Annotated in this window: 18 protein-coding genes and 2 pseudogenes; 13 read left to right on the top strand and 7 right to left on the bottom strand. The window is 44.7% G+C overall.

Annotated features, from left to right (window positions below; translation table 11 throughout):
* Positions 1–131: 131 nt before the first annotated feature.
* From NTX75_08025 to NTX75_08075, 11 genes and pseudogenes are all read left to right on the top strand, one after another.
* Positions 132–1,493, top strand: a complete 1,362-nt coding sequence (locus NTX75_08025; protein ID MCX5816174.1) for a sigma-54 dependent transcriptional regulator — start codon at positions 132–134, stop codon at positions 1,491–1,493.
* Positions 1,494–1,560: 67 nt separating this feature from the next.
* A complete protein-coding gene (locus NTX75_08030) occupies positions 1,561–1,887 on the top strand; it encodes a type II toxin-antitoxin system RelE/ParE family toxin (protein ID MCX5816175.1) in 327 nt (108 codons plus the stop codon).
* On the top strand, positions 1,880–2,209 hold the full coding sequence (locus NTX75_08035) for a helix-turn-helix transcriptional regulator (protein ID MCX5816176.1): 330 nt from the start codon (positions 1,880–1,882) through the stop codon (positions 2,207–2,209). The genes NTX75_08030 and NTX75_08035 overlap by 8 nt, the downstream gene beginning before the upstream one ends.
* Before the next feature lie 390 nt (positions 2,210–2,599).
* Positions 2,600–2,734 (top strand): annotated as a pseudogene (locus NTX75_08040) (prepilin-type N-terminal cleavage/methylation domain-containing protein).
* A gap of 347 nt (positions 2,735–3,081) precedes the next feature.
* Positions 3,082–3,465 (top strand): prepilin-type N-terminal cleavage/methylation domain-containing protein, encoded by a 384-nt coding sequence (locus tag NTX75_08045; GenBank protein ID MCX5816177.1) that lies wholly within the window; start codon positions 3,082–3,084, stop codon positions 3,463–3,465.
* A 25-nt stretch (positions 3,466–3,490) separates the two neighbouring features.
* On the top strand, positions 3,491–5,716 hold the full coding sequence (locus tag NTX75_08050; protein ID MCX5816178.1) for a tetratricopeptide repeat protein: 2,226 nt from the start codon (positions 3,491–3,493) through the stop codon (positions 5,714–5,716).
* 239 nt (positions 5,717–5,955) lie between these two features.
* Complete coding sequence (locus NTX75_08055) at positions 5,956–6,501, top strand: hypothetical protein (GenBank protein ID MCX5816179.1); 546 nt, start codon at positions 5,956–5,958, stop codon at positions 6,499–6,501.
* Between the two features lie 122 nt (positions 6,502–6,623).
* On the top strand, positions 6,624–10,448 hold the full coding sequence (locus NTX75_08060) for a PAS domain S-box protein (GenBank protein MCX5816180.1): 3,825 nt from the start codon (positions 6,624–6,626) through the stop codon (positions 10,446–10,448).
* Between the two features lie 46 nt (positions 10,449–10,494).
* Complete coding sequence (locus tag NTX75_08065; GenBank protein MCX5816181.1) at positions 10,495–12,372, top strand: ATP-binding cassette domain-containing protein; 1,878 nt, start codon at positions 10,495–10,497, stop codon at positions 12,370–12,372.
* Positions 12,373–12,540: 168 nt separating this feature from the next.
* Positions 12,541–13,059 (top strand): hypothetical protein, encoded by a 519-nt coding sequence (locus NTX75_08070; GenBank protein MCX5816182.1) that lies wholly within the window; start codon positions 12,541–12,543, stop codon positions 13,057–13,059.
* 144 nt (positions 13,060–13,203) lie between these two features.
* Entirely contained in the window at positions 13,204–13,596 is a 393-nt protein-coding gene (locus NTX75_08075; protein MCX5816183.1) for an EF-hand domain-containing protein, read from the top strand.
* 87 nt (positions 13,597–13,683) lie between these two features.
* On the opposite strand, the gene NTX75_08080 is transcribed toward NTX75_08075, so the two are convergent.
* The 4 genes from NTX75_08080 to NTX75_08095 all read right to left on the bottom strand — a co-directional run bounded on the left by NTX75_08080 (position 13,684) and on the right by NTX75_08095 (position 16,073).
* On the bottom strand, positions 13,684–14,631 hold the full coding sequence (locus NTX75_08080; protein ID MCX5816184.1) for a PAS domain S-box protein: 948 nt from the start codon (positions 14,629–14,631) through the stop codon (positions 13,684–13,686).
* Between the two features lie 51 nt (positions 14,632–14,682).
* Complete coding sequence (locus NTX75_08085) at positions 14,683–15,240, bottom strand: DJ-1/PfpI family protein (protein ID MCX5816185.1); 558 nt, start codon at positions 15,238–15,240, stop codon at positions 14,683–14,685.
* A gap of 261 nt (positions 15,241–15,501) precedes the next feature.
* Entirely contained in the window at positions 15,502–15,639 is a 138-nt protein-coding gene (locus tag NTX75_08090; GenBank protein ID MCX5816186.1) for a rubredoxin, read from the bottom strand.
* A gap of 14 nt (positions 15,640–15,653) precedes the next feature.
* Positions 15,654–16,073, bottom strand: coding sequence for a transcriptional repressor (locus NTX75_08095; GenBank protein MCX5816187.1), 420 nt, complete (start codon positions 16,071–16,073; stop codon positions 15,654–15,656).
* 241 nt (positions 16,074–16,314) lie between these two features.
* Here NTX75_08095 and NTX75_08100 point away from each other — a divergent pair, with 241 nt between their 5' ends.
* The gene (locus NTX75_08100) at positions 16,315–17,307 is read left to right on the top strand and encodes a DctP family TRAP transporter solute-binding subunit (GenBank protein MCX5816188.1); all 993 of its coding nucleotides are present in this window, start codon (positions 16,315–16,317) and stop codon (positions 17,305–17,307) included.
* Between the two features lie 24 nt (positions 17,308–17,331).
* On the opposite strand, the gene NTX75_08105 is transcribed toward NTX75_08100, so the two are convergent.
* From NTX75_08105 to carB, 3 genes and pseudogenes are all read right to left on the bottom strand, one after another.
* Positions 17,332–18,408 (bottom strand): phospholipase A, encoded by a 1,077-nt coding sequence (locus NTX75_08105; GenBank protein ID MCX5816189.1) that lies wholly within the window; start codon positions 18,406–18,408, stop codon positions 17,332–17,334.
* 266 nt (positions 18,409–18,674) lie between these two features.
* Positions 18,675–19,199, bottom strand: a complete 525-nt coding sequence (locus NTX75_08110; GenBank protein MCX5816190.1) for a ferritin family protein — start codon at positions 19,197–19,199, stop codon at positions 18,675–18,677.
* Between the two features lie 196 nt (positions 19,200–19,395).
* Positions 19,396–22,610, bottom strand: a pseudogene (gene carB, locus NTX75_08115) (carbamoyl-phosphate synthase large subunit).
* Between the two features lie 162 nt (positions 22,611–22,772).
* On the opposite strand from carB, the gene NTX75_08120 reads away from it, so the two are divergent.
* Positions 22,773–23,987, top strand: a complete 1,215-nt coding sequence (locus tag NTX75_08120) for an FprA family A-type flavoprotein (GenBank protein MCX5816191.1) — start codon at positions 22,773–22,775, stop codon at positions 23,985–23,987.
* Positions 23,988–24,021 lie beyond the last annotated feature (34 nt).

Consider the following 24,021-nt stretch of genomic DNA (forward strand, 5'->3'; position numbering starts at 1 on the left):
CCGAATCGGCGAATCGGCGAAACGGCGAAACGAGCAATTCATTTTCAGATTTCCGATCACGAATTACGGCCTCTAACGAATCACGGATTTGTTTTCACTTGAACCCTCGACCCCTATTATTTTGGAGAGATATGAACGAAAAGATTGTAATTATTGAAGATGATCCCGGTGTGAGGTTTTTCCTCGAAGAGGCTCTCAAAGGGGAAGGCTATACCCCTCTGTCTTTTGAATCGTATGAGGATGCATTCCTCACCGTAGCAAATGATATCAGCCTAATCATTATGGACATAAACCTCCCCGGTATTGACGGTCTTTCAGCGATTGATGAAATTAAAAAGAAGACAGACACTCCGATTGTCATTATTACAGCTTATGGAACAAAGAAAAACGCCATGGAGGCAATCCAGCGCGGCGCCACGGATTTTTTTATAAAGCCCATTGCCCTTGATGAACTCAAGATTGTTGTGAAGAGAACCTTGGGTACGAGAAAATTAATAAAGGAAGTGGAATTATCAAAGGAAGAAGAACTGAAAGATTACATATATCATGGGGTTGTGGGCAAATCTTCGGGTATGCGGGAAATCTTCAGGAGTGTTGAAAGATTTGCCGACAGGGATATCACGGTCCTCATTACCGGCGAGACCGGGGTTGGCAAAGAGGAGATTGCAAAACTGATTCATACCTTATCGAAACGAAAAGGTAAACTTATTACGGTAAATTGTGCATCTATTCCGGATAATCTGTTGGAAAGTGAGCTTTTCGGATATGAAAAGGGCGCTTTCACGGGTGCAGTACAACAGAAACAGGGGAAATTTGAGCTAGCCGATGGTGGGACGATCATTCTGGACGAGATAGGCGAGATGAGCCCCTATCTCCAGGCGAAATTGTTGAGGGTCATCGAAACAAAAGAAATAGAAAGACTTGGTGATATCAAAAAACGAAAAATCGATGCGAGGATCATAGCGACTACAAACAAGGAGCTTGCAAAGGAGATGAAGGAAGGCAGGTTCAGAGAGGACCTTTATTTTCGTCTTGCCCAGATTCATATTGTGATCCCGCCATTGAGAGAAAGAAAAGAAGACATATCTGTTTTGATGGACAGTTATCTGGTTAATATCTCAAAAGATGCAGGCACATTCTTTAATATCTCAAAAGACGTATGGAATCTGCTTCTTGAATATGACTGGCCCGGGAATGTGAGAGAGCTTGTAAATGCAATAAAGAGGGCAGCTATTATGTGCGATGGAAACCTGATTACCCGTGACGATCTGCCTCTTCATTTAAAAGGTGATTACAGGCTTGACGGGAAGGCATATTCCGATACGTTGCTCGATGATGCGATATCTGCCTTGGAAAAAAGAATGGTCATTGACGCACTGAAAAAGACAAACGGTTCCCAGGTAAGGGCTGCAAAACGCCTTGGGATCTCCGAGCGGAGCATGTGGTATCGGGTAAAGAAGTATGGTATTTTAGATGCAGTGAATAGTGAATAGCTGATGGTTTACATAATATTCCAAAGTTCAGTTGACGGTTGTTAGCAAATATGCTAACCTTTATTCTATGAGCTACTCTATTGAGTATTTTCATTTGCGTGTCAAGGCTGAGATCGAAAGCTGGCCCGACGGTATATTGGCGGATTATGCGAGAATTGTAGAGTTGCTAATGGAGTTCGGACCTAATATACATATGCCGCATTCACGTGCCATTGGTGGCGGACTTTTCGAGTTGAGGCCACGCGGTAGGGAAGGCATTGGTCGAGCGTTGTATTGTTTTATTGCCGGCCAGCGTGTTGTGATACTCCATGCATTTGTAAAGAAAACACAAAATACCCCGGAGCAGGATTTGAGGATTGCCCGGAAAAGGATGAAAGAGGTGCAGAATGGCTGAATTGAAATATCAACCTATTTCCCATGACCACGAGGTATTTCTCAAGAATGCCAAAAGGCGGGAAGGGTTCAGGAAGATATACGAAGATTTGGGAGAAGAGTACACCCTTATCCGTGAGATGCTTGCGGCGCGTTCAAAAGCGGGCCTTACCCAAGAAGCTGTCGCAGAATTAATGGGGACGACTAAAAGCGCCGTTTCACGCCTGGAATCTGCGGGCAAGCATGCTCCTTCCCTGACCACCCTCAAAAAGTATGCTCATGCTGTTGGTTGCCATCTGGAAGTCAAATTAATTCCAAGTTCATCCTTGCCGCATGGCTCATAACTCATAACTCATGGTTTATGTCTCATAGCTCATGGTTTTAATACCTTTGCTATCAGCTATGATCTCTGAGCTAAATTGTTGCTTTGCTACAATTTTTGTAGCTCCACACTCCCGCTATATGCTATACGCTCCCCGCTCTAAGCTCTACGCCTGTTCCTGTCCTCACGCAGTGGGGGCTCGCTTGGCGGGGGCTATCCGCTATCCGCTCAACGTCCTGAACGTGGCATGAAGGTTGCAAAGTACATTGTCATGATTATCAGGAAGGAACAGGAAGGATATTAAATGGAGCATTTTCTTATGATAAAGACATTGAGGGAGGTGAGAAAAGGCAACGATTGTATTGTTTCAGGGAATTTAAGACGGAAAGAAAAAAATAAGGAGGCATAAAATATGAAAACATTAAGAAACAACAAAGGTTTTACCTTAATCGAGCTTATCATAGTCATCATCATCCTTGGTATCCTCGCAGCAGTTGCAGTCCCGAAGTACATTGACATGCAGACCCAGGCGAGAAATGCAGCGGCAGACGGCATCTTAGCTGGTTTAAAGGGTGCAGAGAGCGTTTTGTTTGCAAGCCAGCTCGTGGGTACGATTCCTGCTGCAAACTTTACCGGTGCTAATGTGGTCGCCAATGTTACGGGAGTGACATTTGCCGGCACAGGTCCCTGGACTAACGTAATCAGTACTGTAACCTACACCTTCACACGTACCGGTGGCAACGCCACTGAAGCTGGAACATGGGCCAGAACGCCATAAGGGGTTAAAACCATGCATTGAACGATGTACGGGACGATCAATTCGGCCTCCGTGCATCACTCAATGCTAAGCATAGAAGCAAATGCCGTTGAAACAATAGTTTTTGAGAACAGATTGTGGGTGTATTCGAGATGAAGCTGAAGAAAATGGACACACGAGGATTTACACTTGTTGAGCTTATCATAGTCATCATCATCCTGGGCATCCTGGCGGCCGTCGCAATTCCGCAGTATATTAACATGCAGACCCAGGCGAAAGATGCGACAGCCGACGGTATATTATCCGCTTTGCGGAGTTCTGAAAACATTCTGTTTTCTGGTCAGCTTACCGGTGTGGTTCCTGCTGCAAACTTTACCGGCGCTAATGTGGTCGCCAATGTTACGGGAGTGACATTTGCCGGTGCCGGTCCCTGGACTAACGTAATCAGTGGTACCACCTACACCTTCACGCGTACCGGTGGCAACGCCACTGCTCTTGGAACATGGGCCAGAACGCCATAAGGCGAGCATCCTGTGTGCCAACCACATGAGCAATAAAAAAATAAATTTCATAGAGTGGTTCAAAAACAAAAGAAGCTTTGTACTGCAAAGCGTCAAGGGATTCGTCCGGCTTGCCAGTACCGAGTGTATCTTCGGTCTAACCTGGTATCACGTGTTTTTTATCGGAAGCCTTCTAATGAGCGGATTCTACTATTTTGTGAGGTTGCCTATTGTCCCGCTTGATACTGATTTGTGGTACCACCTCAATAGCGGAAGATATATACTTGAAACCAATTCACTGCCTCGTAATAATTTTTTCTCGTTTATTTCACCCGAGCGGCCCTGGACAGATTATTTCTGGTTGTTTCAGGTCCTGGTATTTAAGGTTTATGACGTATCAGGTTATTATGGCCTGATAGCTGTCCGGGCACTACTCTATCTCGGAGTAGCCCTGATAGTGTTTTTCTATATGACCAGGGTACCGAGAACTGCCAACTCAGATATCTATATATTGACCTGCTTTGTGCTTTATTTCCTGTTTCTCCAGGGACGGTTTCATATTATACGGCCGCATATGTTCACGTATCTGTTCATACTCTCAACCATTTATATTATCGAATTTCGGCTCCGGAAAGCCACCTATATCTTGCCCTTTCTGATTGTATTGTGGGGCAACCTGCACGGTATCGAATACCCGGTACTCCTGCTGATTGTATTTGCGTATGTTGCTGAGTTCATAATTACGCACATAAATTCCAAGACCATTCCAGCCAGAAGGGAAGTTCTGTACCATGCAGTTATAGCTGTTTCGCCCACTTTTCTCCTGCTTAACCCATACGGTATAAGCCTGTTGCGTGTGCCCTTCGTCGCCACAGACTACGCGTCTCTGTATATAACAGAGCTCAGAGCCATACCAGTGCAGGATCTGTTTTCCTTGAAGGTGTTCAGCGGAATGTCCGCTGATTTGACGGTATTCAATTTATTGCTGCTGTTGGTAGTTGTTGCTTTTCTTACGTGTTTGGTGAAGCGACAAATAAGAGTAAGTCACTTTATTATGTGTGTGTGCGGGATTTATCTAATGCAGAGAGGACTGAGATTCCAATATGAATTCGCGCTTCTGTCGTTGCCGCTTCTGATGGATAATTTTCCGCGAATTACCTTCCCCCGCTCGGACAGATGGAAACAGGTTATGTATATCTTAGGCATATCTTTGATCACAGTTCTGCCATTCGTAGTTATGAAACACGGTCTTCGTGTTCTGCCGCAGTACCCGGTGTCTCATATTAATCTGCCACGGGGAATTGCAGCATTCCTGAATCAGGTATCGGTTGGTGGCAATGTCTTGAATCATCCCAATAATGGTGGCTATCTTCAATGGATGCTGTATCCTAAATGCAAGATATTCATGGACATGGAAGTTCCTTTCCTCTTTACAGATAAGGATATGTTCGCTGCCCTCAACCTTTTCTCCAGCAAGCCGGTTTTGAAGAAGGTATTGGACAAGTACAATCCTTCCTTCATTACGGTTCCACAGCATAACAGGGAGTTCAGGACGGTGATATCAGGATTTCCACAATATCGACCAGTTTTTTTTGACGAAGCCGAGATACTTTATATTAATAGGGATCTCCTGCCAGAACTTGCTGTTGCCTACGAGTTAAGAGCGGTTGATCCTTGGGAATTTCCAGGAAGAAAGATGGAGTCTATCGCAAAAGCCCCTGATCGTAATGAGATAGTCAAAGAAATAACCCGACTGCTTGAGGTCTATCCGGATGGTCTCCTGACTAACCAGCTTATGGGAGAAATTTGCAGCAGCGAAGGCAATTACAGGCAAGCCCTCAAGCATGCAGATACCATAATCAAAAATTTCCCCGAAGTGTCAGTTGGCTATTCGTTGAAAGCGGCATCGCTTCATAAATTGAATATGCCCTCAGAAGCAATGGATAATTTACAATTAGCATTACTGAGAGCTAACAACGAAGAAAAGAGACGTATTTACAAACAAATGAGCTTGATAAGTATTGAAAAAAGGCTCTATCGCCGAGCATATGAATACGCGGGGGAAGCCATTAATCCATTTGCCTCAGACACCAATCCGGTCGAGCTCTATCAACTTGGATCGACAGCTTTCCTGGCTGGAAAAAAGAAGAAGGCGGTCGAAATATTGAAAATGGGATATACCAAAATTTCAGAAAGCGATATCGAATGGAAAACCAAGTATGAAAAGTTGTTTATCGAGTTGAATGTGAACGACAAAATAGAAGACTGGTAATTGATGGGAGCCAAGAAACGCGATAAGTTGAACTACGGCCTTAAAATATCCAACCCTCCAATCTTCCTGAAATATTTTTCGTCATAGGTGTATACGGTCGAAAGGGGAAAAGAGGCAGGCTGAAGGTTGAAGCGAGACGAGGGGAAAGCAATCTCAAGTAGTTGCAGATTCACTGAAAATTGTTGTTTGTCGGGATTAAAACGTGAGTATTTAAGAAAAAAGGTATATAATAAGTCCCCATGCGGAAAATCATTGTCGATATCGATAATACACTCTGGGATCTGGCGCCGGTCTTCTATGAAAAATTGCATGATGTCAACCCGGACATTCCTCCTCCCTCAGGATGGTATGCCTGGGATTTCTGGAGGGGATTTGTTTCGGAAAGGATCCTCTATGGGATTTTGAAGGATATTCATTCCAGACAGGATGCCTTCACCCCCTATCCCGATGCAAAGGCATTTCTTGCACATTTAAAGGAAGAAGGATTTTATATCATCATTGCAAGCCACAGAGAAAAGGGGACCTTCGATGCTACCCGGAAATGGTTGATGATAAACGATCTTTCATTTAATGAAGTGCACTTGAGTTACGATAAAACCGTCCTTTTTAATAAATGCTGGGCAATTGTTGACGATAGCCCTGTTACCCTCGAAAAGGCAAAGCAGGCGGGGATTGTGAGGGTCGGCTTGCGGAATGCCTGGAACGAAAAAGAAGATCACCCATTGTTTAATAACCTCATGGAAGTACTCGATTATCTGCAGAGTCAATGCGTGCAACGCCTATAAATTAACCCCCACTTTTTTTGTTTATGTGATTTTAATATCTTGACGAAAAGTGTTTAGATGATATTATTGAGATGAGGCATATCAATTTCATTAAAATGCAGGCCCTGCGTGGGGAAACTTAAATGAGAGGCAAAAAACCTAAGGAACAAAAAGAGAATAACCAGTTTATGCAGAAGGAATGGGGAATATTCTTCAATGGGATGGTTCAGCCCGCAATAATACTTGACCCTCAGCACGGGATTATTGCAGCTAACAAAGCCTCTCTTGATGCCATCGGAAAAACGGAAGAGGAGATTCTCGGAACAAGATGTTTCGAACTCTTCCATGGAACCGATCGTCCCCCTGAAGGCTGCCCCTTTGAAAAAATAATATCTACGGGACACGCAGAAACGATAGAAATGGAGATGGAGACACTCCACGGCACCTTTCTGGTATCATGTACGCCGGTATATGATAATTCGGGCCGGTTGCAACGGATCATTCATGTGGCCACGGATATTACCGAGCGGAAGAAGGCAGAGAGGGCATTGCAGGAGTCGGAAGAGCGATACAGGGTTGCCATTGAGAACTCTAACGACTGTGTAGCCATGGTGAAAGAAGGCAAATACATATACGTTAATAAAATATTCCTGGAGACCTTTGAATTAAAAGATGGTAACGAAATATTAAACAAACCCTTCGGCAGTTTTGTTCACCCTGACGACCGTGAACGAATGATCAGTTATAACACAATGCGGAACCGGGGAGAACCTGCACCTTCCAGATATGAGTTCAGGGCTGTGCGAAAAGATGGTGGCATAGTCTATTTTGAAGCTTCAATCGCCATGATTACCTACAAGGGGGAAAAGGTTGCCCTTGCATATCTCAGGGACGTTACAGAGCGTAAGACAGCAGAACAGGCGCTCAGGGATAGTGAAGGGAAATACCGGAGCATCTTTGAAAATGCCGTTGAGGGAATATTCCAGAGCACGCCTGAGGGGCGTTTCGTCAGTGTTAACCCCGCAATGGCGAGAATGTGCAGGTATTCTTCTCCGGAAGAGATGATTTTCGCCATTGCAGACATTGGGGGTCAGCACTATGTGAGACCCGAAGAGCGCGAGGAATACAAGCGTCTCATGGAAGGACAGGGGGTTGTAGAAAACTTTGAACACGAGATCTACCGGAAGGACGGCACAACACTGTGGGTTTCCACAAGTTCAAGGGCGATAAGGGATGAGAAAGGCAGGATTATCCGTTACGAGGGAACCCATGAGGACATTACAAGCCGGAAAACCATTGAAGAAGAGTTAAAAAAGAATGAGGCTATGCTGCAGGGCATACTCCGTGCTGCGACTATCGGGGTAGGACTTCTCATAAACCGCGTATTCGTGTGGGTAAATAACTACGTTACGGCTATGACCGGCTATTCAAAAGAAGACCTCATAGGAAAGAGCGCACGTATCCTTTATGCGGATAATGAGGAATTTACCCGTGTAGGAACAGAAAAATATGCAGAAATCAGAGGTAAAGGAAAAGGATCTATAGAGACGCGGTGGCGAAAAAAAGATGGAACGGTTATAGACATTTTTCTCAGTTCTGCAGCCATAGACCCATCGGATTTATCCGTTGGCGTTGTTTTTACAGCGCTGGACATTACCTCGGGAAAACATGCAGAACAGGCCCTCAGGGCAAGCGAAGAGAGGTTCAGAGAGCTTGCTGACCTCCTTCCGCAGACGGTTTTTGAAACGGACAGACAGGGTAATTTTACATATGTGAACCGCCATAGTTTTGACCAATTTGGGTATACAGAGGAAGATGTGGCAAAGGGTATGAATGCTGTTGGCATGGTTGTCCCTGAAGAGCGTTTAAGGGCCATGCAAGATATCGGAATAATAATGAAGGGCGAAATGGTGACCGGAAAAGAGTATACGGGCCTGCGCAAGAATGGGGAAACCTTTTCCATGTATGTCTATTCTGCCCCCATCGTGAAGGAAGGGCAGCCAACAGGGCTGAGGGGTATCGCCGTCGATATCACGGAACGAAAAACGGCAGAGGAGGCGTTAAAGGAATCAGAGGAACGCTACCGTACTGCCATGGAAAACTCTAATGACGGTATCGCCATCGTGAAAGGAGATACCCATCTCTATGTCAATAAAAGGTTTGTCCAGATCTTTGGCTATGACAGACCGGAAGATATTATCGGAAAGCCTGTGGAGATTGTGGTCCACCCCGATGATGTTTCAATGGTAACGGAAATGAGCAGGAATAGGATAAAAGGGGAAGAGGTGCCCTCAAACTATGGATTTAAGGGGATAAAAAAGACCGGCGAAATTGTTTATATTGAAGTATCTGCAACAACAATGATGTACCGGGGTGAGACGGTAAATATCATATTTTTGAGGGATATTACGAGACGCAAAGTTGCAGAGGAGGCATTAATTGTCTCGGAGGCGAGATACAGGGTAATCTTTGAGAATACGGGAACGGCAACGATGATTGTGGAGGACGATACAACGATATCCCTGGTAAATACGGAGTTTGAAAGGCTCTGGGGGTATTCAAAGGCAGAAATTGAGGGCAAAAAAAGCTGGATGGAGTTCGCCCACAGGGATGACCTTGAGAGGATGAAGGAATACCATAGATTGAGAAGGATAGAGCCTGATGCTGCTCCACGCAGCTATGAATTTTTGTTTGTAAACCGGAAAAGTGATGTAAGAAATGTTTTTATTACATCTGCAATGATCCCGGAAACAAAAAGGCATGTGGCGTCCCTTATCGATATCACAGAACGAAAACACGCTGAAGATGCAAAAATAAGGCTTGAGATGCAACTCCTTCAGGCGCAGAAGATGGAGGCCATCGGTCAGCTTGCCGGCGGTATAGCACACGATTTCAACAACATTTTAACCACAATCATTGGATACAGCGATCTTCTGCGAATAAAAATGGATGTAGGCGACCCTACCAGGATTTATGTTGAACAGATACTCGCGTCGGCGCAAAAAGCTGCCCAGTTAACTCACAGTCTTCTGGCTTTCAGCAGGAAGCAGGTTATCGAACTGAAGCCGCATAACGTGAATGATATTATCCATGCAGTGCAAAAGATTCTGGCGAGACTTTTAACTGAAGACATTGAATTGAAAACCGACCTTGCCGATGCCGATTTAATGGTACTGGTAGACGAGACACAGTTAGATCAGGTGTTGATGAACCTTGCCACGAATGCAAGAGATTCAATGCCGGATGGCGGCAGGCTTTACATAAAATCACGGCAATTCGTTATGGATGATGGTTTTGTTAAGAGGAACGCCTTTGGCAAAGAAGGAACCTACGCGCTCATTTCTGTTTCTGATACAGGTATCGGTATTGACAAGGGCATGATCGACAAAATATTTGAACCTTTTTTTACTACGAAAGAAGTGGGTAAAGGGACAGGGTTAGGTCTGGCAATTGTGTATGGCATCATTAAACAGCATAACGGACATATAAATGTCTATAGCGAGCCGGGAAAAGGAACGACATTCAACATATACATCCCTCTCGTGAGAATAAAGTCAGAGAGACCCGCAGTAATGGTGAAGGAGGATATTAAAGGCGGAAACGAGACGATTCTCCTTGCTGAAGATAATGCAGATGTAAGGATACTTACAAAAATGGTACTTGAAAGCAAGGGGTATACAGTTATTGAAGCCATTGACGGGGAAGCTGCCATAAACACCTTTGAAGAGAACAAAGACAGAATTGGTATGGTTATTCTTGATGTGGTAATGCCGAAGAAAAACGGGAAAGAAGTGAATGAAGCAATTCAAAAGATAAAGCTTGGCACTCACGTGCTCTTCATCAGCGGCTACACTGCCGATATCGTCTTTGATAAGGGAGTAAAGAATATTGGAATAAATTATATCTCAAAACCCCTCTTGCCCGATGAACTTTTGAAGAAGGTGCGAGCCGTAATCGACAAAACGTAAGACCCCTCTTTACTAATCACCGTTAATCAATTATATTCTTGTCCTGATGCTCACAGTAACCAACCTTACCAAGACATACGGCAGGCAGGTCATCTTCGACAACGTTTCCTTCATGATAAACCCCGGTGAACGGATAGGTCTTGCAGGGAGGAACGGCTCAGGGAAGACGACACTTCTCAGGCTTATACTCGGGGAAGAAGAGTCCGATTCCGGTGATGTAGCCATTCCGAAGAATTATGGAATCCGTCATCTCTCTCAACATATAAACTTCACCGAAAATTCTGTTTTAAAAGAGGTCTGTCTCAACCTTAAAACCCCTGAAGACGGGAGCGATGAGACCTATAAGGCAAAATCCATCCTTTTTGGTCTTGGTTTTGAACCCCATGAGTTAAATAGTCATCCAAAGATTCTATCAGGCGGTTATCAGGTGAGATTAAACCTTGCAAAGATCCTTGTATCAAAGCCCAACCTTCTCCTCCTCGATGAGCCCACAAACTATCTTGACATTGTATCGGTGCGATGGCTGATTCAATTTTTACGAAATTGGAAGAATGAACTGGTCATCGTGACTCATGACAGGGCATTCATGGATGCCATTTCAACGCATACAATGGGTATTCACAGGCAGAAGATAAGAAAGATAACAGGGGGCACGGAAAAGCTGTATCAACAGATATTGCAGGACGAAGAAGTCTATGAAAAAACACGAATCAACGATGAGAGAAAGAGGAAAGAGTTAGAGCAGTTTATTAACCGCTTCCGGGCGCAGGCCACAAGGGCCAAGGCGGTGCAGTCGCGAATTAGAACCCTGCAGAAAACGGAAAAGCGTGAGAAACTCCATGAGGCGCGAAATCTTGATTTTGAATTTAAGGCAGCGCCCTTTTCCGGGAAGTGGCTCATGGAGGTGGAAAACATCTCCTTCTCCTTTTCGGAGGATTCGAATCCTCTCATTGAAGGGTTTGGCATGGCGGTGAAGAAACACGACAGGATCGGTGTAGTCGGAAAAAACGGCAAGGGAAAGACTACCTTTCTGAGCCTGCTGGCAGGAAAACTTCTCCCGAAAGAGGGGACAATCAGACCCAACCTGAATATGAAGCCCGGTTATTTCGGACAGATGAATATCGACCGCCTTGACCCTGAAAAGACCGTTCTTGAAGAGATATTGAGTGTCCATCCCGAGCATAGCCTTGGCGCTGCAAGGAATATCTGTGGTTCTATGATGTTCGAAGGTGATAATGCATTAAAGAAGGTTTCCGTTCTGTCAGGTGGTGAAAAGAGCAGGGTCTTGCTTGGGAAACTGCTTGTGAGTCCCACGAACCTTATATTGCTTGATGAGCCGGACAATCATCTTGATGTGGAGTCTGTGGATGCTCTTGTTGAGGCCATAGATGCATATAGTGGTGCTGTTATCCTTGTTACACACAGCGAAATGCTACTGGATGCTGTTGCAACGAGGCTGATTGTCTTTGACGGCGGCAGGGTGAGCCTTTTTGAGGGCTCATACAGTGATTTTCTTGAACGTATCGGGTGGGAAGACGAAAGGGCAGGAGGGGAGCTTGAACCTATTGAACGTGCAGAAACGAGAAGCAAGGTTGTAAACCGGAAAGACATACAGAAAGATATGAGACGAATGCGTGCCAGGATCATCACAGAGCGGTCCAGGGCATTGAACCCGTTACAGAAAAAAATAACTGAACTTGAAAACAGGATAACAGCGCTGGAAAGACAGATAGAGCAGGACAATGCATCCCTTATAAGGGCATCACAGGTAGGTGAAGGAAAGACAATAGCATCGCTGTCTATTGCGATTCACGAGGCAAGAAATACTATCGAGACGCTCTTCGATGCATTAGAAGAAATGACACATAAATTTGAAGAGAAATCGAGGGAATTTGAAGAACAATTAAGGGTGTTAGTAGATTAACCGTTCAAACAGCTTAAGCCGTTCCCCGGGCAGAACCGTTCCGGGACAGACAAACCGCTTGAACCGTTTGAACGGCCAAGAGAGAGTGATGTGTGATTGGAGAACGGAAAATAATTGAAATAATTTCAAAATAGGTTTACTCTGAAAAAAACATGCCGGAGAGAATATATGAAAAAGATGGTATTACCAATATTATTTCTTTTGTTCACAGCAGGAATAGCTTATGCCCAGCCTGACCCCTATGGACGGGTAGATACAACAAACCTCGGGAATATCAGTCAGCAGAACTATGAAACTGCGGTGCTTTCCACATTTCGACAGAATGTCCCATCTGTGGGCGTGGGAATAGATATGAGAAATTATGGTAATATGAGTATGCAGGACATACAGGATTATCGATCCTCCGTCCTTTCGACGTTCAATCAGTATGATCTTAATAGAGACGGCATGATCAACAGGGAAGAATTCAATAAGATGGACAGAATGGGCAACGCCATGGATTTTGACGCTATTGACAAGAACAAGGACGGATATATTTCCAGCGATGAGTTGTCACAAGCGATGCTGGAAAAGGCAACCGGCAAGAATAAAGATGTGCCTGTGAAAGATGCCAGGCAAAGGCAGGATGAGGCGTACCCCACAGTGAGGGTACAGTATGATGAAATTGAGGGATATTATGTCAAATAAATTCCAACACCCTTGGCATTCCACGGGTGTTGGAATTTATGCTGCGAGCATAAGCGAGCATGAGGGGGAGGCTCTATCAGCTTTTGCTGCTGGAGGGGGCGACGCAAGCCCCAGCAATAGAGGCAGGATGCCAGGAGAAAAAATATGAAGATAGCGGTTATAGTTTTTGCATTTTTATGTATATTGATTGGAAATGCATATTCCCAGGAGGATGCATTCGAAAAGGCTGACCTCAATAAAGACGGTTATATAAGCAGGGATGAATACGATGCAGCGGTAACTTCAAAATTCAACGAATATGATGCTAACAAGGATGGCGTTATTGATAGGCATGAATTCAATACAGCAAAAGACCCTAATGCGGCTATTGAGTATGAATTTTTGGATAGAAATAAGGATGGAAAAATAAATATGGACGAATTCAAGGCTGGCGCCACGGACAGGTATAATATGTATGACCAGAACAGGGACAACCTTCTCAGCAACCCTGAATACAGGGGTGATATCGGTTTTCCTATCCTGAAGTTGTATTTTTAAACTATTACAGGGGCTCACGTCGCCCCCTCCACGGGCAAAGCCCGCGGAGCCTCCCCTTCTCGCTCACAGCGTGAGCTATTCAGGGGCTTACACAGGGGATCGCGTTGTAATGTCGCGGGCAATCACAAGGAAGCCCGTTAATTTTTTACGGGAGTATAAGCGCGTTGCGAGGAATTCAACGGTTATGTAACTGTTTGAATTTGTTTTTAATCTCACCACTACGGGTTGTATCATTTCCTTTCCTGAGCGTGCATTCTCGAGCAGCACCATAATATCCGGTACCTCATCAGGGTGCACAAGCGCGGTGCAATGCTGCCCGTGCCATTCATCCGTAGACCATCCTGAGATAACCCCAAAGGCGGGGTTTAAGGAGACGATGATTCCCTCGCTATTGATGGTAGAAATAATATCTTTAGCGCCCGTAAAGACATTCCGGTAGCGTTCTTCTGATTCCTTCAGTGCCTCACTGCTTTTTTTTGTATGGGTGATATCAGCGGTAACGTGGATAACGCCGGTAATTTTTCCCGCGTTATTTTTCAGCGGATTTAACGATACCTTAAACCAGTTGATATTTTTCGACAGGACTGCTGTCTCTCTTTTTCTGGATTTGTACATGCGCAAAAAAGGACAGCCATCAGCGGGTCTCGTTGCGCCATGAAAGAGTTCATAGCATTTTTTTCCAACGATTTTTTTATAATCTTCCTTGAGCAGCCTTGTTGCGGCCTGGTTGCAGCGGATGATGGTCTGATCTATATCCATGAGCCAGATGGCATCCTGAACTGCGTCGAGGGTGTCACGCCATTCTCTTGCTATGGACCTGGACGTTTCCTCTGCCTGCATTCTCTGTGATATTTCCTGATTAAGCTGTCTGTTTATGATTCTTATTTCTGCCAGCCGTTCATCCACGAGTTTTTCAAGGCGCTCGTGTGCCCGGTGATTGTGCAATGTTTCGGGTTTTTCGTCCGTATGAGCTTGTTGCTGTATTTCCCCGAATTCTTCTAAAAGTTTTTCTCGTATCTTTTCTTCCTCCTGCATCTACATCTCCCGCATTTTTAACCATAAATGTATTGTTAATTTAATGTATTGTCAAATCTTATTGAAGACCATGGAGCTGGCAACTTCACGGACCTTTTCTTTGTCATACAACAATTCAACCAGTTTCAGCGCGAACTCTATTGCGGTTCCAGCGCCTCTGCTTGTAATACAGTTGCCGTCAACAACAACGGCATTCTCAACGGAATCTTTAATATCCAGTTCATGCACAAATCCGGGATTGCAAGTGGCCTGCCTTCCATCAAGGAGTCCATGGGGCTTAAAAACGACCGCAGGGGCTGAACAAATGGCGGCATAGAGTCTTCCTTCCTGTTGCTGGTGTTTTAACATAACTGTCAGTTCTTCGGAATCCCGCAATTTTTCTGCTCCCGGCATACCACCTGGCAATGCAATAAGGTCATAGTTCTCATTTATACAACTGCCGATTGGTTTGTCTACAATGAGTTTTATTCCCCGCGAGCATGTCACCTGAAACTTATTTACCGATGCCACAGTAACATCTGCACCGGCGCGCCGTAAAACATTGGTTATGGTTATTGCCTCCAGTTCTTCAGTGCCATCTGCAACGGGTACCAATACCTTCTTTTCCATTTCACCCTCCTATGCAAACCCATTTTATTATTCGATGTTCCAAGTTTAACGTCCTCTGTTTTTACCCTTGAATCTTGAACACTGAACATCTAAACCGGTTTATTCATACTGAACCTGCAAGGTTTATTGTATCATTATTTTAACCCTTATTTTAGAGTTTTCACACAAGGTTTGAGAGGGCCTCCCCCCGGGGTCGGGGGGAGGCAAACGGGGGTTGGGGAGGGGAAGGAGTTTGAAGACAGCCCTACAGTAGCGCTGTTTTTAAGAATTCGCTTTCTGGAATGCACTCTTTGGTGCATTACAGATAGGACAATGCCAATCTTCGGGAAGCTTTTCGAATTCTGACTTCTCAAGCTTTTCTTCATACTGATAACCACATACAGAACACATATAAACCATAACGACCTCCTTATTTATGTCATATTTGGATCAAGCTTCTTATTTTCTTTGCATTTCGGACAAATGCCGTAAAAATCCACATGGTTGCCAACTATTTCATAACCACATTTTTCGTTTTCCTGTAAGTCAAGGGAGAAATAGGAAAAAACATCAATGATTTCTTTGCAGTTTAAGCAAATCAAATGGTGATGCGGCTCAGGATTTGGATCAAAACGCTTCTTATCGGAATCTATGCCGAGCTCCTTAACAACCCCTTTCTCTTTGAGGGTTTCCAGTGTATTGTAAACAGTGGCTATGGACATGGTTGGAAAATTTAATGCAATTGCCCTGAATACATCTGCTGCTGATGGATGAGAGGTGTTTCCATCAAGATAACCAAGGATTGCAAGCCGCTGTGGGGTTAACTTCATATCAATATCTTCGCGTTTAATCATTTATCACCTGAGAACGTTATCTTTATGAGAATAATTATAATATAATAAAGATTATTGTCAAGTAATATTTATTAATTAATAGGTATTTTTTGATTGCTTTTTTATAGACTATATGTGCCCAATTTGATAATTTTTTGTCGGTTTGGTGCCAATTATTCAAACTTTCCTGCCTGTGCCTTGGCCGAGGCAGACAGGTGTAATTTGGAAGATTGATGATTGGTTATTTAAAATGGAGGATGTCATGAGAGCGTTTAAGTGGATGGTGATAACGTTGTTTTTTGTATGCTTTATTTACTCAGGTGTCATCTGGTCTCAAGAAATAAAATTAGGGGTTGTCACAAGACCGGGAGCTGCCCAGAACATCTGTGCGGATAAATTCAAAGAACTTCTTGAAAGCCGTTCCGCCTATAAAGTGAAAATCTATGATAGCGGATCTCTCGGTACTGAAGTGAAAATCCTTAAACAGATTCAGGCGAACAAGGTTCACATGGGGATTATTACATCGGGCCCTTTTGATCAATTTCTTCCTGAAGTGCGTGTCATCGATTACCCGTACCTGTTTAAAAGCTATGAACAGGTTGACAGCGTACTTGAAGGTCCTCTGGGGAAAGAGCTTTTGAAGACGCTGGAGAAGGCGGGATTCAAGGGGCTGGCCTTTTCAGAGAACGGTTTCCGGCATCTCACGAACAGTAAAAGGACTGTTTACAGTGTTGTGGATGTGACGGGTCTCAGGATTCGTGTCATGGAGTCTGCACTGCACAAGGCATTATGGCAGTTATTCGGAGCCGACCCGGTACCTATAGGAGATCTTAATGAGCTGGTAAAGGATTTGCAATCGGGAGCCGTGGATGGTCAGGAGAATCCCCTTTCAGCTATCTGGCTGGATGATTTCTACAAGGGACAAAAATATCTTTCTCTTACAGGACATGTCTACTCTTCGCATATCGGTGTGGCTGGCCTCAAATGGTACCAGGACTTGCCCGAAAAAGACCAGAAGCTTATTCGGCAGAGCATGGAGGAGGCTGCCCGTTACGAGAGGCGGTGGAGCCGTGAGAATTCCGCAAATTTTCTTGCAAAAATAAAGGCAGCCGGAATAATTGTGGATGAAAAACCTGATGTTACTTCTTTCCGTAATAAGGCATCGCAGATGGAAGAAAATAAAATTTTCAGGGGAAAAGAGGTACAGGCGCTCCTTCAAAAATTCCTGAAGGCCACGGCAGGCGCTGAAAAATAAGGATTATCAGTAAAGAAACTATTATCAGTTCCAGTCTGTGAGCATGACACCAATACCTATGCGGTTCGCATTTGCGTTATAATCGAGCAGGCTTTCCCCGTAGCCGTTAAAATACTGGACATAGCCGCTGACCCGGTCGCTTTTTGCGTAAGGAAAGGGGAAGCTCCAATCAAGCTGAACAGCGTTCCTGTTCTCATTGATCCTTAGATTATTGCGAAACATTGCGCTGAACCTGTGCTTTTTCCAATAATATGTCCCCCATATCTCGCCGTATCCCATATATTTGTTAATATCAGGGTTATCATCATCGCTGGAGTTTTCCGGTATCCTGTACCATGTTTTCAGCAGCAGGTTGAAATCGTCCTTCTCGAATCCGAAATTTGCGACAATACGGTTCCAACTCCGGGATAGGGGTTGCGCACGGCCATTCGACTGGTGGTTTAACCCGACATTAATGATACGCCCCTTCAGACCGAGGATATCATAATCAGTGCGGAAGTTGAGGAGCAACTCGGGTTCATAATCAGTTTCACGGATTGGCGAGGAAAAGGCTGAATTGTAAAGCTGCCAGAAGGCAAGCTGGGTATAGCCGAACCAAAGGTCAACGTCTTTGTCCATGACATCTTCCCAGAGCTTTACCTTAAAACTTATTTGAAATTTCGCCTCGGTGTTTTGCGCCTTCGCATTCCGGTCAACATCCAGAATAGGGTCATTATTCAATGAGGAGTTATATGCGACCGGCAGGATATAGTTAGGGCGATGAATCCTGATAAGCTGGGCACTTTTCCGGCTTAAAGGATCTAACTCCCAGTGCTTTGACATAATTGAAGGTTTGGAATTATCCTGGGTTGTTTCAATTCTGGCGGTTTTTTCTGCGGGTGTTATCTCAGCATCGGTTGTTTTTAAAGGTATCGGCTGGGCGGTTGTCTTCATCGGGGTCTTCTGTCCGGCCAGATTATCGAAACATTTCAACCGCTCGTTATTACTTTCTATTTTTGCACATTCAGCCATCCTGTCTACAATGTCGGTGGCCGCACAATTGTATGACGCTGACAGAACAGCGTGAAAGATAATCGCAGTTGATACTATTAATATTTTCATAAACACCCCCGGTTTTGATGATAAATAATCCGTTCAAAGCGTAAAATCAAGAAGAAAATGGTGACCACGTTATATCCATCAGGAGAGATTATTTATGCCTTACCCCGGCAATATATAGTAAAATATGGTCAAAAAAAGGAGGATTGGATGTATGGACGAAAGATTGATAGAGGCCTTCCGGAAGATCAAGGGGGCATCTACCATCTGCATTTGGTTTTTTTATGCCTATCGACTACTGACTACTGATAACTGATTACTGGTTTTCGCTACCCTCCATCCATCGTATGATGCTCGGCCTTTATGAACCATGATGTAGGGTCGGTGAAATATTCTTCTGCATCTCGCAGTGAAAGGTAATGCTCATTTTCAATCATGGCGAGGAGCTCGAAAAATTCTTTCTCCCTTGGATTGGTGCTGGCATCTCTTAATTTTGCGTAAAATTGTGTTCCTTTTTCTTCAAAGTCTACAGCGATTTTGACCGCTTCAAGGTCACCGGCATCGGCCTTTGCGGTTTTGTCGATGTTTTTGAATGTGTTGACAAGGATTTCTTTGATGTTTGTGTTTTTAACCGTGAGGGGAATGGTTTCGGGCCATTTGTCCTTTTTTTTCCATTTTTTATGGAGCTCTTTCAGACGTTCGTAGTGTTCGAGCTCTTCATCGGCTATCTGCTTGAACATGGCTTTGCCGAGAGGGTTCTTTGTCTGACCCGCATGTTTCAGGTAGAATTCACGTTCTTTCATCTCGTTATTGAGGGCTACTTCCAATGCATTTAGGCGTTCTTTTTCATCCATGGATTGTTCTCCTTTCTAAAAAAAGTCTAACCAAACATATTTGAGATTTATGTTTGCAAATCCTAACTTTGTGCTTACAAAACTCATAATTCCGGCGCCCTTAAAACATAATGTTAAAGATGAATTCTCAGACATAAGCATTTTACAAGCTATTATTAAGTATAGTCAGTACATCGGGATTAATCAAGCCCGGTAATCAACGAATGTCCTTATGGTACTCCTGCAAGGACTTGACGCCTGTATCTCCCTTTTGTTCGATGTATGCCTTAATCCCTTCTGCTGCTGCCTTGGCTGCCGCAGTTGTTGTTATATAGGGGATTTTATAATGTATTGCTGCCTTTCGGATATAGGAATCATCGTACATGCTGAACTTGCCGATGGGTGTGTTAATGATAAGCTGGATCTCTTTGTTGTGTATTGCGTCTACTATATGCGGTCTTCCTTCATGTATTTTTCTAATATGCAGTGCGGGAACCCCGTTCTCCATGAGAAAATTCCTGGTACCCTCAGTAGCGACGATCTTGAACCCCAGCCCATGCAGAAGCCTTGCTGCGTCCAGAACGTAAACCTGATCCCTTGGTGATACCGTAATCAGGACAGTACCCTGTACCGGTAATTTCTGATTTGCTGCCTCCTGGGATTTGAAGTAAGCAAGCCCGAAAGAGTCAGCAATACCGAGCACCTCACCGGTAGATTTCATCTCAGGGCCTAACGTTGGGTCGACTTCGGGGAACATGTTGAAGGGAAAGACAGATTCTTTGATGCCCACGTGAGGATACTCTTTATGGGTGAGATTCATATCCTTCAGTTTCCTGCCAAGCATACATTGTGTGGCAATACGTGCCATCTGAACTCCCGTTACCTTTGAGACTAATGGGACAGTCCTGCTTGCCCTGGGGTTTGCCTCCAGTATATAAACGGTATCGTCGGCGATTGCGTACTGGATGTTCATAAGTCCCACAACTTTCAGTTCGATAGCGATTCTCCGTGTATATTCATTTATAGTGGCAATATGTTTTTCCGGGATTGTCTTGGGCGGAATTGAGCAGGCGCTGTCACCGGAGTGGATGCCTGCCAGTTCGATATGTTCCATGATGGAAGGGACAAAGGCGTCTTCTCCATCGGCAATGGCATCTGCCTCAACCTCTATGGCATTTTCAAGAAACTTATCGATGAGAATCGGCCGACCAGGTGATATATCAACCGCTTCGTTTATATATTTTGTGAGCGTTGTATCGTCATAGACGATTTCCATGCCTCTCCCGCCAAGGACATAGGAGGGTCTCACGACGAGGGGATAACCAATCTCTTTTGCTACTTCCAGCGCCTCTTCAAGGGTCACTGCAGTGCCGCTTTCGGGTTGCGGGATGTCGAGCTTCTGAATTATGTATTTAAACCGTTTTCTGTCTTCGGCGAGATCGATACTTTCCGGAGAAGTACCGAGGATTTTCACGCCTGCCTCTTCCAGCTCCTTTTCTAAGTTAAGGGGTGTCTGACCACCGAACTGGACAATAGCTGGACAATAGCGCCGATGGGTTTTTCCTTGTTGTAGATGCTCAGCACATCTTCAACGGTGAGGGGTTCAAAATAGAGCTTATCCGATGTGTCATAGTCTGTTGAAACTGTTTCTGGGTTGCAGTTTACCATAATCGATTCGTATCCCTCATCACGGAGCGTAAATGCTGCATGAACGCAGGTATAATCAAACTCTATGCCCTGACCGATTCTGTTCGGGCCGCCGCCGAGAATCATCACCTTGGACCTGTCGCTTACCTTCACTTCATCAGGGGCGTTATATGTGGAATAGTAGTATGCGGCATCCGCCCCGCTCACCGGCACAGTACACCAAGCCTGAGCCATACCAAGGGCAATCCTCCTGTTACGGATATCCGGTTCTTTCATGCCAAGGATCTGTGCAAGGTATTTATCTGAGAATCCGTCTTTTTTGGCCTTGACGAGAAGCTCGTCGGGAAATTCTTTCCCCTTGTATTGCAGGATTTCCTCTTCTAATTCCACCAATTCTTTCATCTGCTGGATGAACCAATGTTTTATTTTTGTTTTTTCAAAAAGTTCATCTACTGTGGCGCCTTTTCTCAGGGCTTCGTACATGATGAATTGCCGTTCTGACGAAGGTTCGTTGAGTAGCCTCATAAGCTCTTGAACAGGCAATTCATTAAAATTCTTCGCAAAACCTAATCCATACCTTTTGATTTCCAGGGACCGAATTGCCTTTTGAAAAGCCTCTTTATAGGTTTTTCCGATGCTCATTGCTTCGCCGACTGCCTTCATCTGGGTTCCGAGTTTGTCTTCTGCTTCTCTGAATTTTTCGAAGGCCCACCTGGCAAATTTGATAACCACGTATTCCCCTGATGGTGTATATTTGTCGAGTGTCCCGCCGCGGTAGTAGGGAATGTCGCTCAGCTTATATCCTCCTGCGAGTTTTGCAGAGATAAAGGCAATCGGGAATCCTGTGGCCTTTGATGCAAGGGCTGATGAACGGGAGGTTCTGGGGTTGATTTCGATAACAACTACCTTGCCATCAACCGGATTATGGGCAAACTGGATATTTGTCCCGCCGATAACCTGAATGGCCTCGACGATGCGGTAAGAATATACCTGAAGTTTCTTCTGCAGCTTTTCAGAGATGGTCAACATGGGTGCGGAGCAGAAGGAGTCGCCTGTGTGGACACCCATAGCATCAATATTTTCGATGAAACATACGGTAATCATATTATTATCGGCGTCCCGGACAACCTCCAGTTCAAGCTCTTCCCAGCCTATTACCGCCTCTTCTATGAGTACCTGGCCGATGAGACTTACGGAAATTCCTCGTGAACTGATTATCTTCAGCTCTTCTTGATTATAAGCAATGCCTCCTCCTGTACCCCCCATAGTATATGCCGGCCTTATAACAACAGGATAGCCGAGCTTGTCGGCGATCTGGAGAGCTTCCTCTACAGAATAGGCGAGGGCGCTTTCCGGCATGGGTATATCGAGCTTGCTCATCGTCTTTTTAAATTCATCCCTGTCTTCGCCGCGCTCAATGGCATCTGCCTTGACCCCGATAATCTGGACGCCATGCTTCTCAAGGATACCTTTCTTTGAAAGGGCTGCAGCGAGATTTAATCCCGTCTGGCCACCGAGGTTAGGGAGTAATCCCTGTGGTTTTTCCTTTATAATGATTTTTTCGACAGCCTCAATCGTTAACGGCTCAATATATGTTGCATCGGCCATGCCTGGGTCTGTCATAATGGTGGCAGGATTTGAATTGACGAGTACGATCTTGTATCCTGCTGCTCTCAGCGCTTTGCATGCCTGGGTACCTGAATAGTCAAACTCGCATGCCTGTCCGATGATAATAGGCCCTGAACCGATAATGAGAACCTTATCTATTCCTTGAATTTTTGGTATATTCATTTTCTATTCCTTTCTCCGGGATTTTGGATGAGTTTTGGCTGAAGAATACTATCAAAGCATGATGATGAGAGTCAAGCTTTTTGGGACAAATATTCCCTTGATATTTTAGGGTTAATCAATAATAATATTGAAACTGTTTTTTGAAAAGGAGGTAACATGAAGCCAGTTGAAATAAAACCTGACATTTTCTGGGTCGGAGCGATTGACTGGGGTATAAGGGATTTCCACGGGTATATCACACAGAACGGAACGACATACAACAACTATCTTATTAAAGACGAACAGGTAACGCTCATAGATACAGTAAAACATGATTTTTGCTCTATAACTGTAGAAAATATAAAAAGAATTGTTGATATATCCAAGATACAGAACCTCGTGGTAAACCATATCGAACCTGACCATGCGAGCAGTATCGACATGATTATGAAGCTCATTCCCAAAGCAACCATCTATATCAGCGAGAGGGGAAAGAAAGGAATCGAACGTTATTTTGACACATCGCAATGGACATTCAAGGTCGTGAAGAACGGTGATACCCTGAACATTGGGAAATATACCCTCCTTTTCCTTGAAACACCAATGCTTCACTGGCCTGACTCTATGGTGACATATGTTAAGGAGGCGAAACTGCTCATCTCCCAGGATGCCTTCGGGCAGCACATAGCAACTGCAGCGCGATTTGATGATGAGTTTATGGAATGCCATTCGCAATTTGAGCTGGAAGATGCGATTGTCGATTATTATGCAAACATCCTCATGCCTTTTGGCCAACTCATTAAAACAAAGATTGCAGATATTGTGAAGGCCGGCCTTGAGATCGACATGATAGCCCCTGACCACGGCATCATCTGGAGAAAGGACCCCGGTAAGATCATTCAGAAGTACCTCGATCTGGCGAACAATAAGGCGGATCTCCGTGTGGCAGTTATTTACGATACCATGTGGCACAGCACAGAGCACATGACATATCCCATTATGCAGGGGATAAAGGACGAGGGTGTAGATTGCAGGGTTATAAAGCTTCGTTCATCCCCTATGAGCGAAGCGATCAAGGAATTTTGGAAGGCAAGAGGCGCCCTCATAGGCACCCCTACTATGAACAACGTCATGTTCCCTTCCGTGGCAGAATTTTTGTATCACCTGGGGGGACTGAGGCCTAAAGGGAGAATGGCCGGCGCCTTTGGCAGCTTCGGCTGGGGTGGCGGTGCTGTAAAGGAGGCTTACGAGTCATTCAGGAAGATGGGTCTCGAAATTGTTGAGCCCGGTGTTCAGGTCCAGTACAAGCCAACCCTTGACGACGAGCAGAAATGTTACGAATTCGGGAAAGAGTTTGCAGCGAAGGTGAAGGAATACCATAAAAACTTTTAATAATAGCGTAGAGCGTGGAGCGTATATTAAAGAG

The sequence above is a fragment of the Pseudomonadota bacterium genome, from assembly GCA_026388315.1.
Classification (GTDB): Bacteria; Desulfobacterota; Syntrophorhabdia; order Syntrophorhabdales; family Syntrophorhabdaceae; genus MWEV01.

What these genes read in the sequence shown, in the direction of transcription:
- NTX75_08075 (MCX5816183.1), top strand. Translation starts at nt 13,204, where the DNA reads ATGAAGATAGCGGTTATAGTTTTTGCATTTTTATGTATATTGATTGGA.
- NTX75_08100 (MCX5816188.1), top strand. Translation starts at nt 16,315, where the DNA reads ATGAGAGCGTTTAAGTGGATGGTGATAACGTTGTTTTTTGTATGCTTT.
- NTX75_08055 (MCX5816179.1), top strand. Translation starts at nt 5,956, where the DNA reads ATGCGGAAAATCATTGTCGATATCGATAATACACTCTGGGATCTGGCG.
- NTX75_08035 (MCX5816176.1), top strand. Translation starts at nt 1,880, where the DNA reads ATGGCTGAATTGAAATATCAACCTATTTCCCATGACCACGAGGTATTT.
- NTX75_08070 (MCX5816182.1), top strand. Translation starts at nt 12,541, where the DNA reads ATGAAAAAGATGGTATTACCAATATTATTTCTTTTGTTCACAGCAGGA.
- NTX75_08065 (MCX5816181.1), top strand. Translation starts at nt 10,495, where the DNA reads ATGCTCACAGTAACCAACCTTACCAAGACATACGGCAGGCAGGTCATC.
- NTX75_08095 (MCX5816187.1), bottom strand. Translation starts at nt 16,073, where the DNA reads ATGATTAAACGCGAAGATATTGATATGAAGTTAACCCCACAGCGGCTT.
- NTX75_08060 (MCX5816180.1), top strand. Translation starts at nt 6,624, where the DNA reads ATGAGAGGCAAAAAACCTAAGGAACAAAAAGAGAATAACCAGTTTATG.
- NTX75_08120 (MCX5816191.1), top strand. Translation starts at nt 22,773, where the DNA reads ATGAAGCCAGTTGAAATAAAACCTGACATTTTCTGGGTCGGAGCGATT.
- NTX75_08110 (MCX5816190.1), bottom strand. Translation starts at nt 19,199, where the DNA reads ATGGATGAAAAAGAACGCCTAAATGCATTGGAAGTAGCCCTCAATAAC.
- NTX75_08080 (MCX5816184.1), bottom strand. Translation starts at nt 14,631, where the DNA reads ATGCAGGAGGAAGAAAAGATACGAGAAAAACTTTTAGAAGAATTCGGG.
- NTX75_08030 (MCX5816175.1), top strand. Translation starts at nt 1,561, where the DNA reads ATGAGCTACTCTATTGAGTATTTTCATTTGCGTGTCAAGGCTGAGATC.
- NTX75_08025 (MCX5816174.1), top strand. Translation starts at nt 132, where the DNA reads ATGAACGAAAAGATTGTAATTATTGAAGATGATCCCGGTGTGAGGTTT.
- NTX75_08105 (MCX5816189.1), bottom strand. Translation starts at nt 18,408, where the DNA reads ATGAAAATATTAATAGTATCAACTGCGATTATCTTTCACGCTGTTCTG.
- NTX75_08090 (MCX5816186.1), bottom strand. Translation starts at nt 15,639, where the DNA reads ATGGTTTATATGTGTTCTGTATGTGGTTATCAGTATGAAGAAAAGCTT.
- NTX75_08085 (MCX5816185.1), bottom strand. Translation starts at nt 15,240, where the DNA reads ATGGAAAAGAAGGTATTGGTACCCGTTGCAGATGGCACTGAAGAACTG.
- NTX75_08050 (MCX5816178.1), top strand. Translation starts at nt 3,491, where the DNA reads ATGAGCAATAAAAAAATAAATTTCATAGAGTGGTTCAAAAACAAAAGA.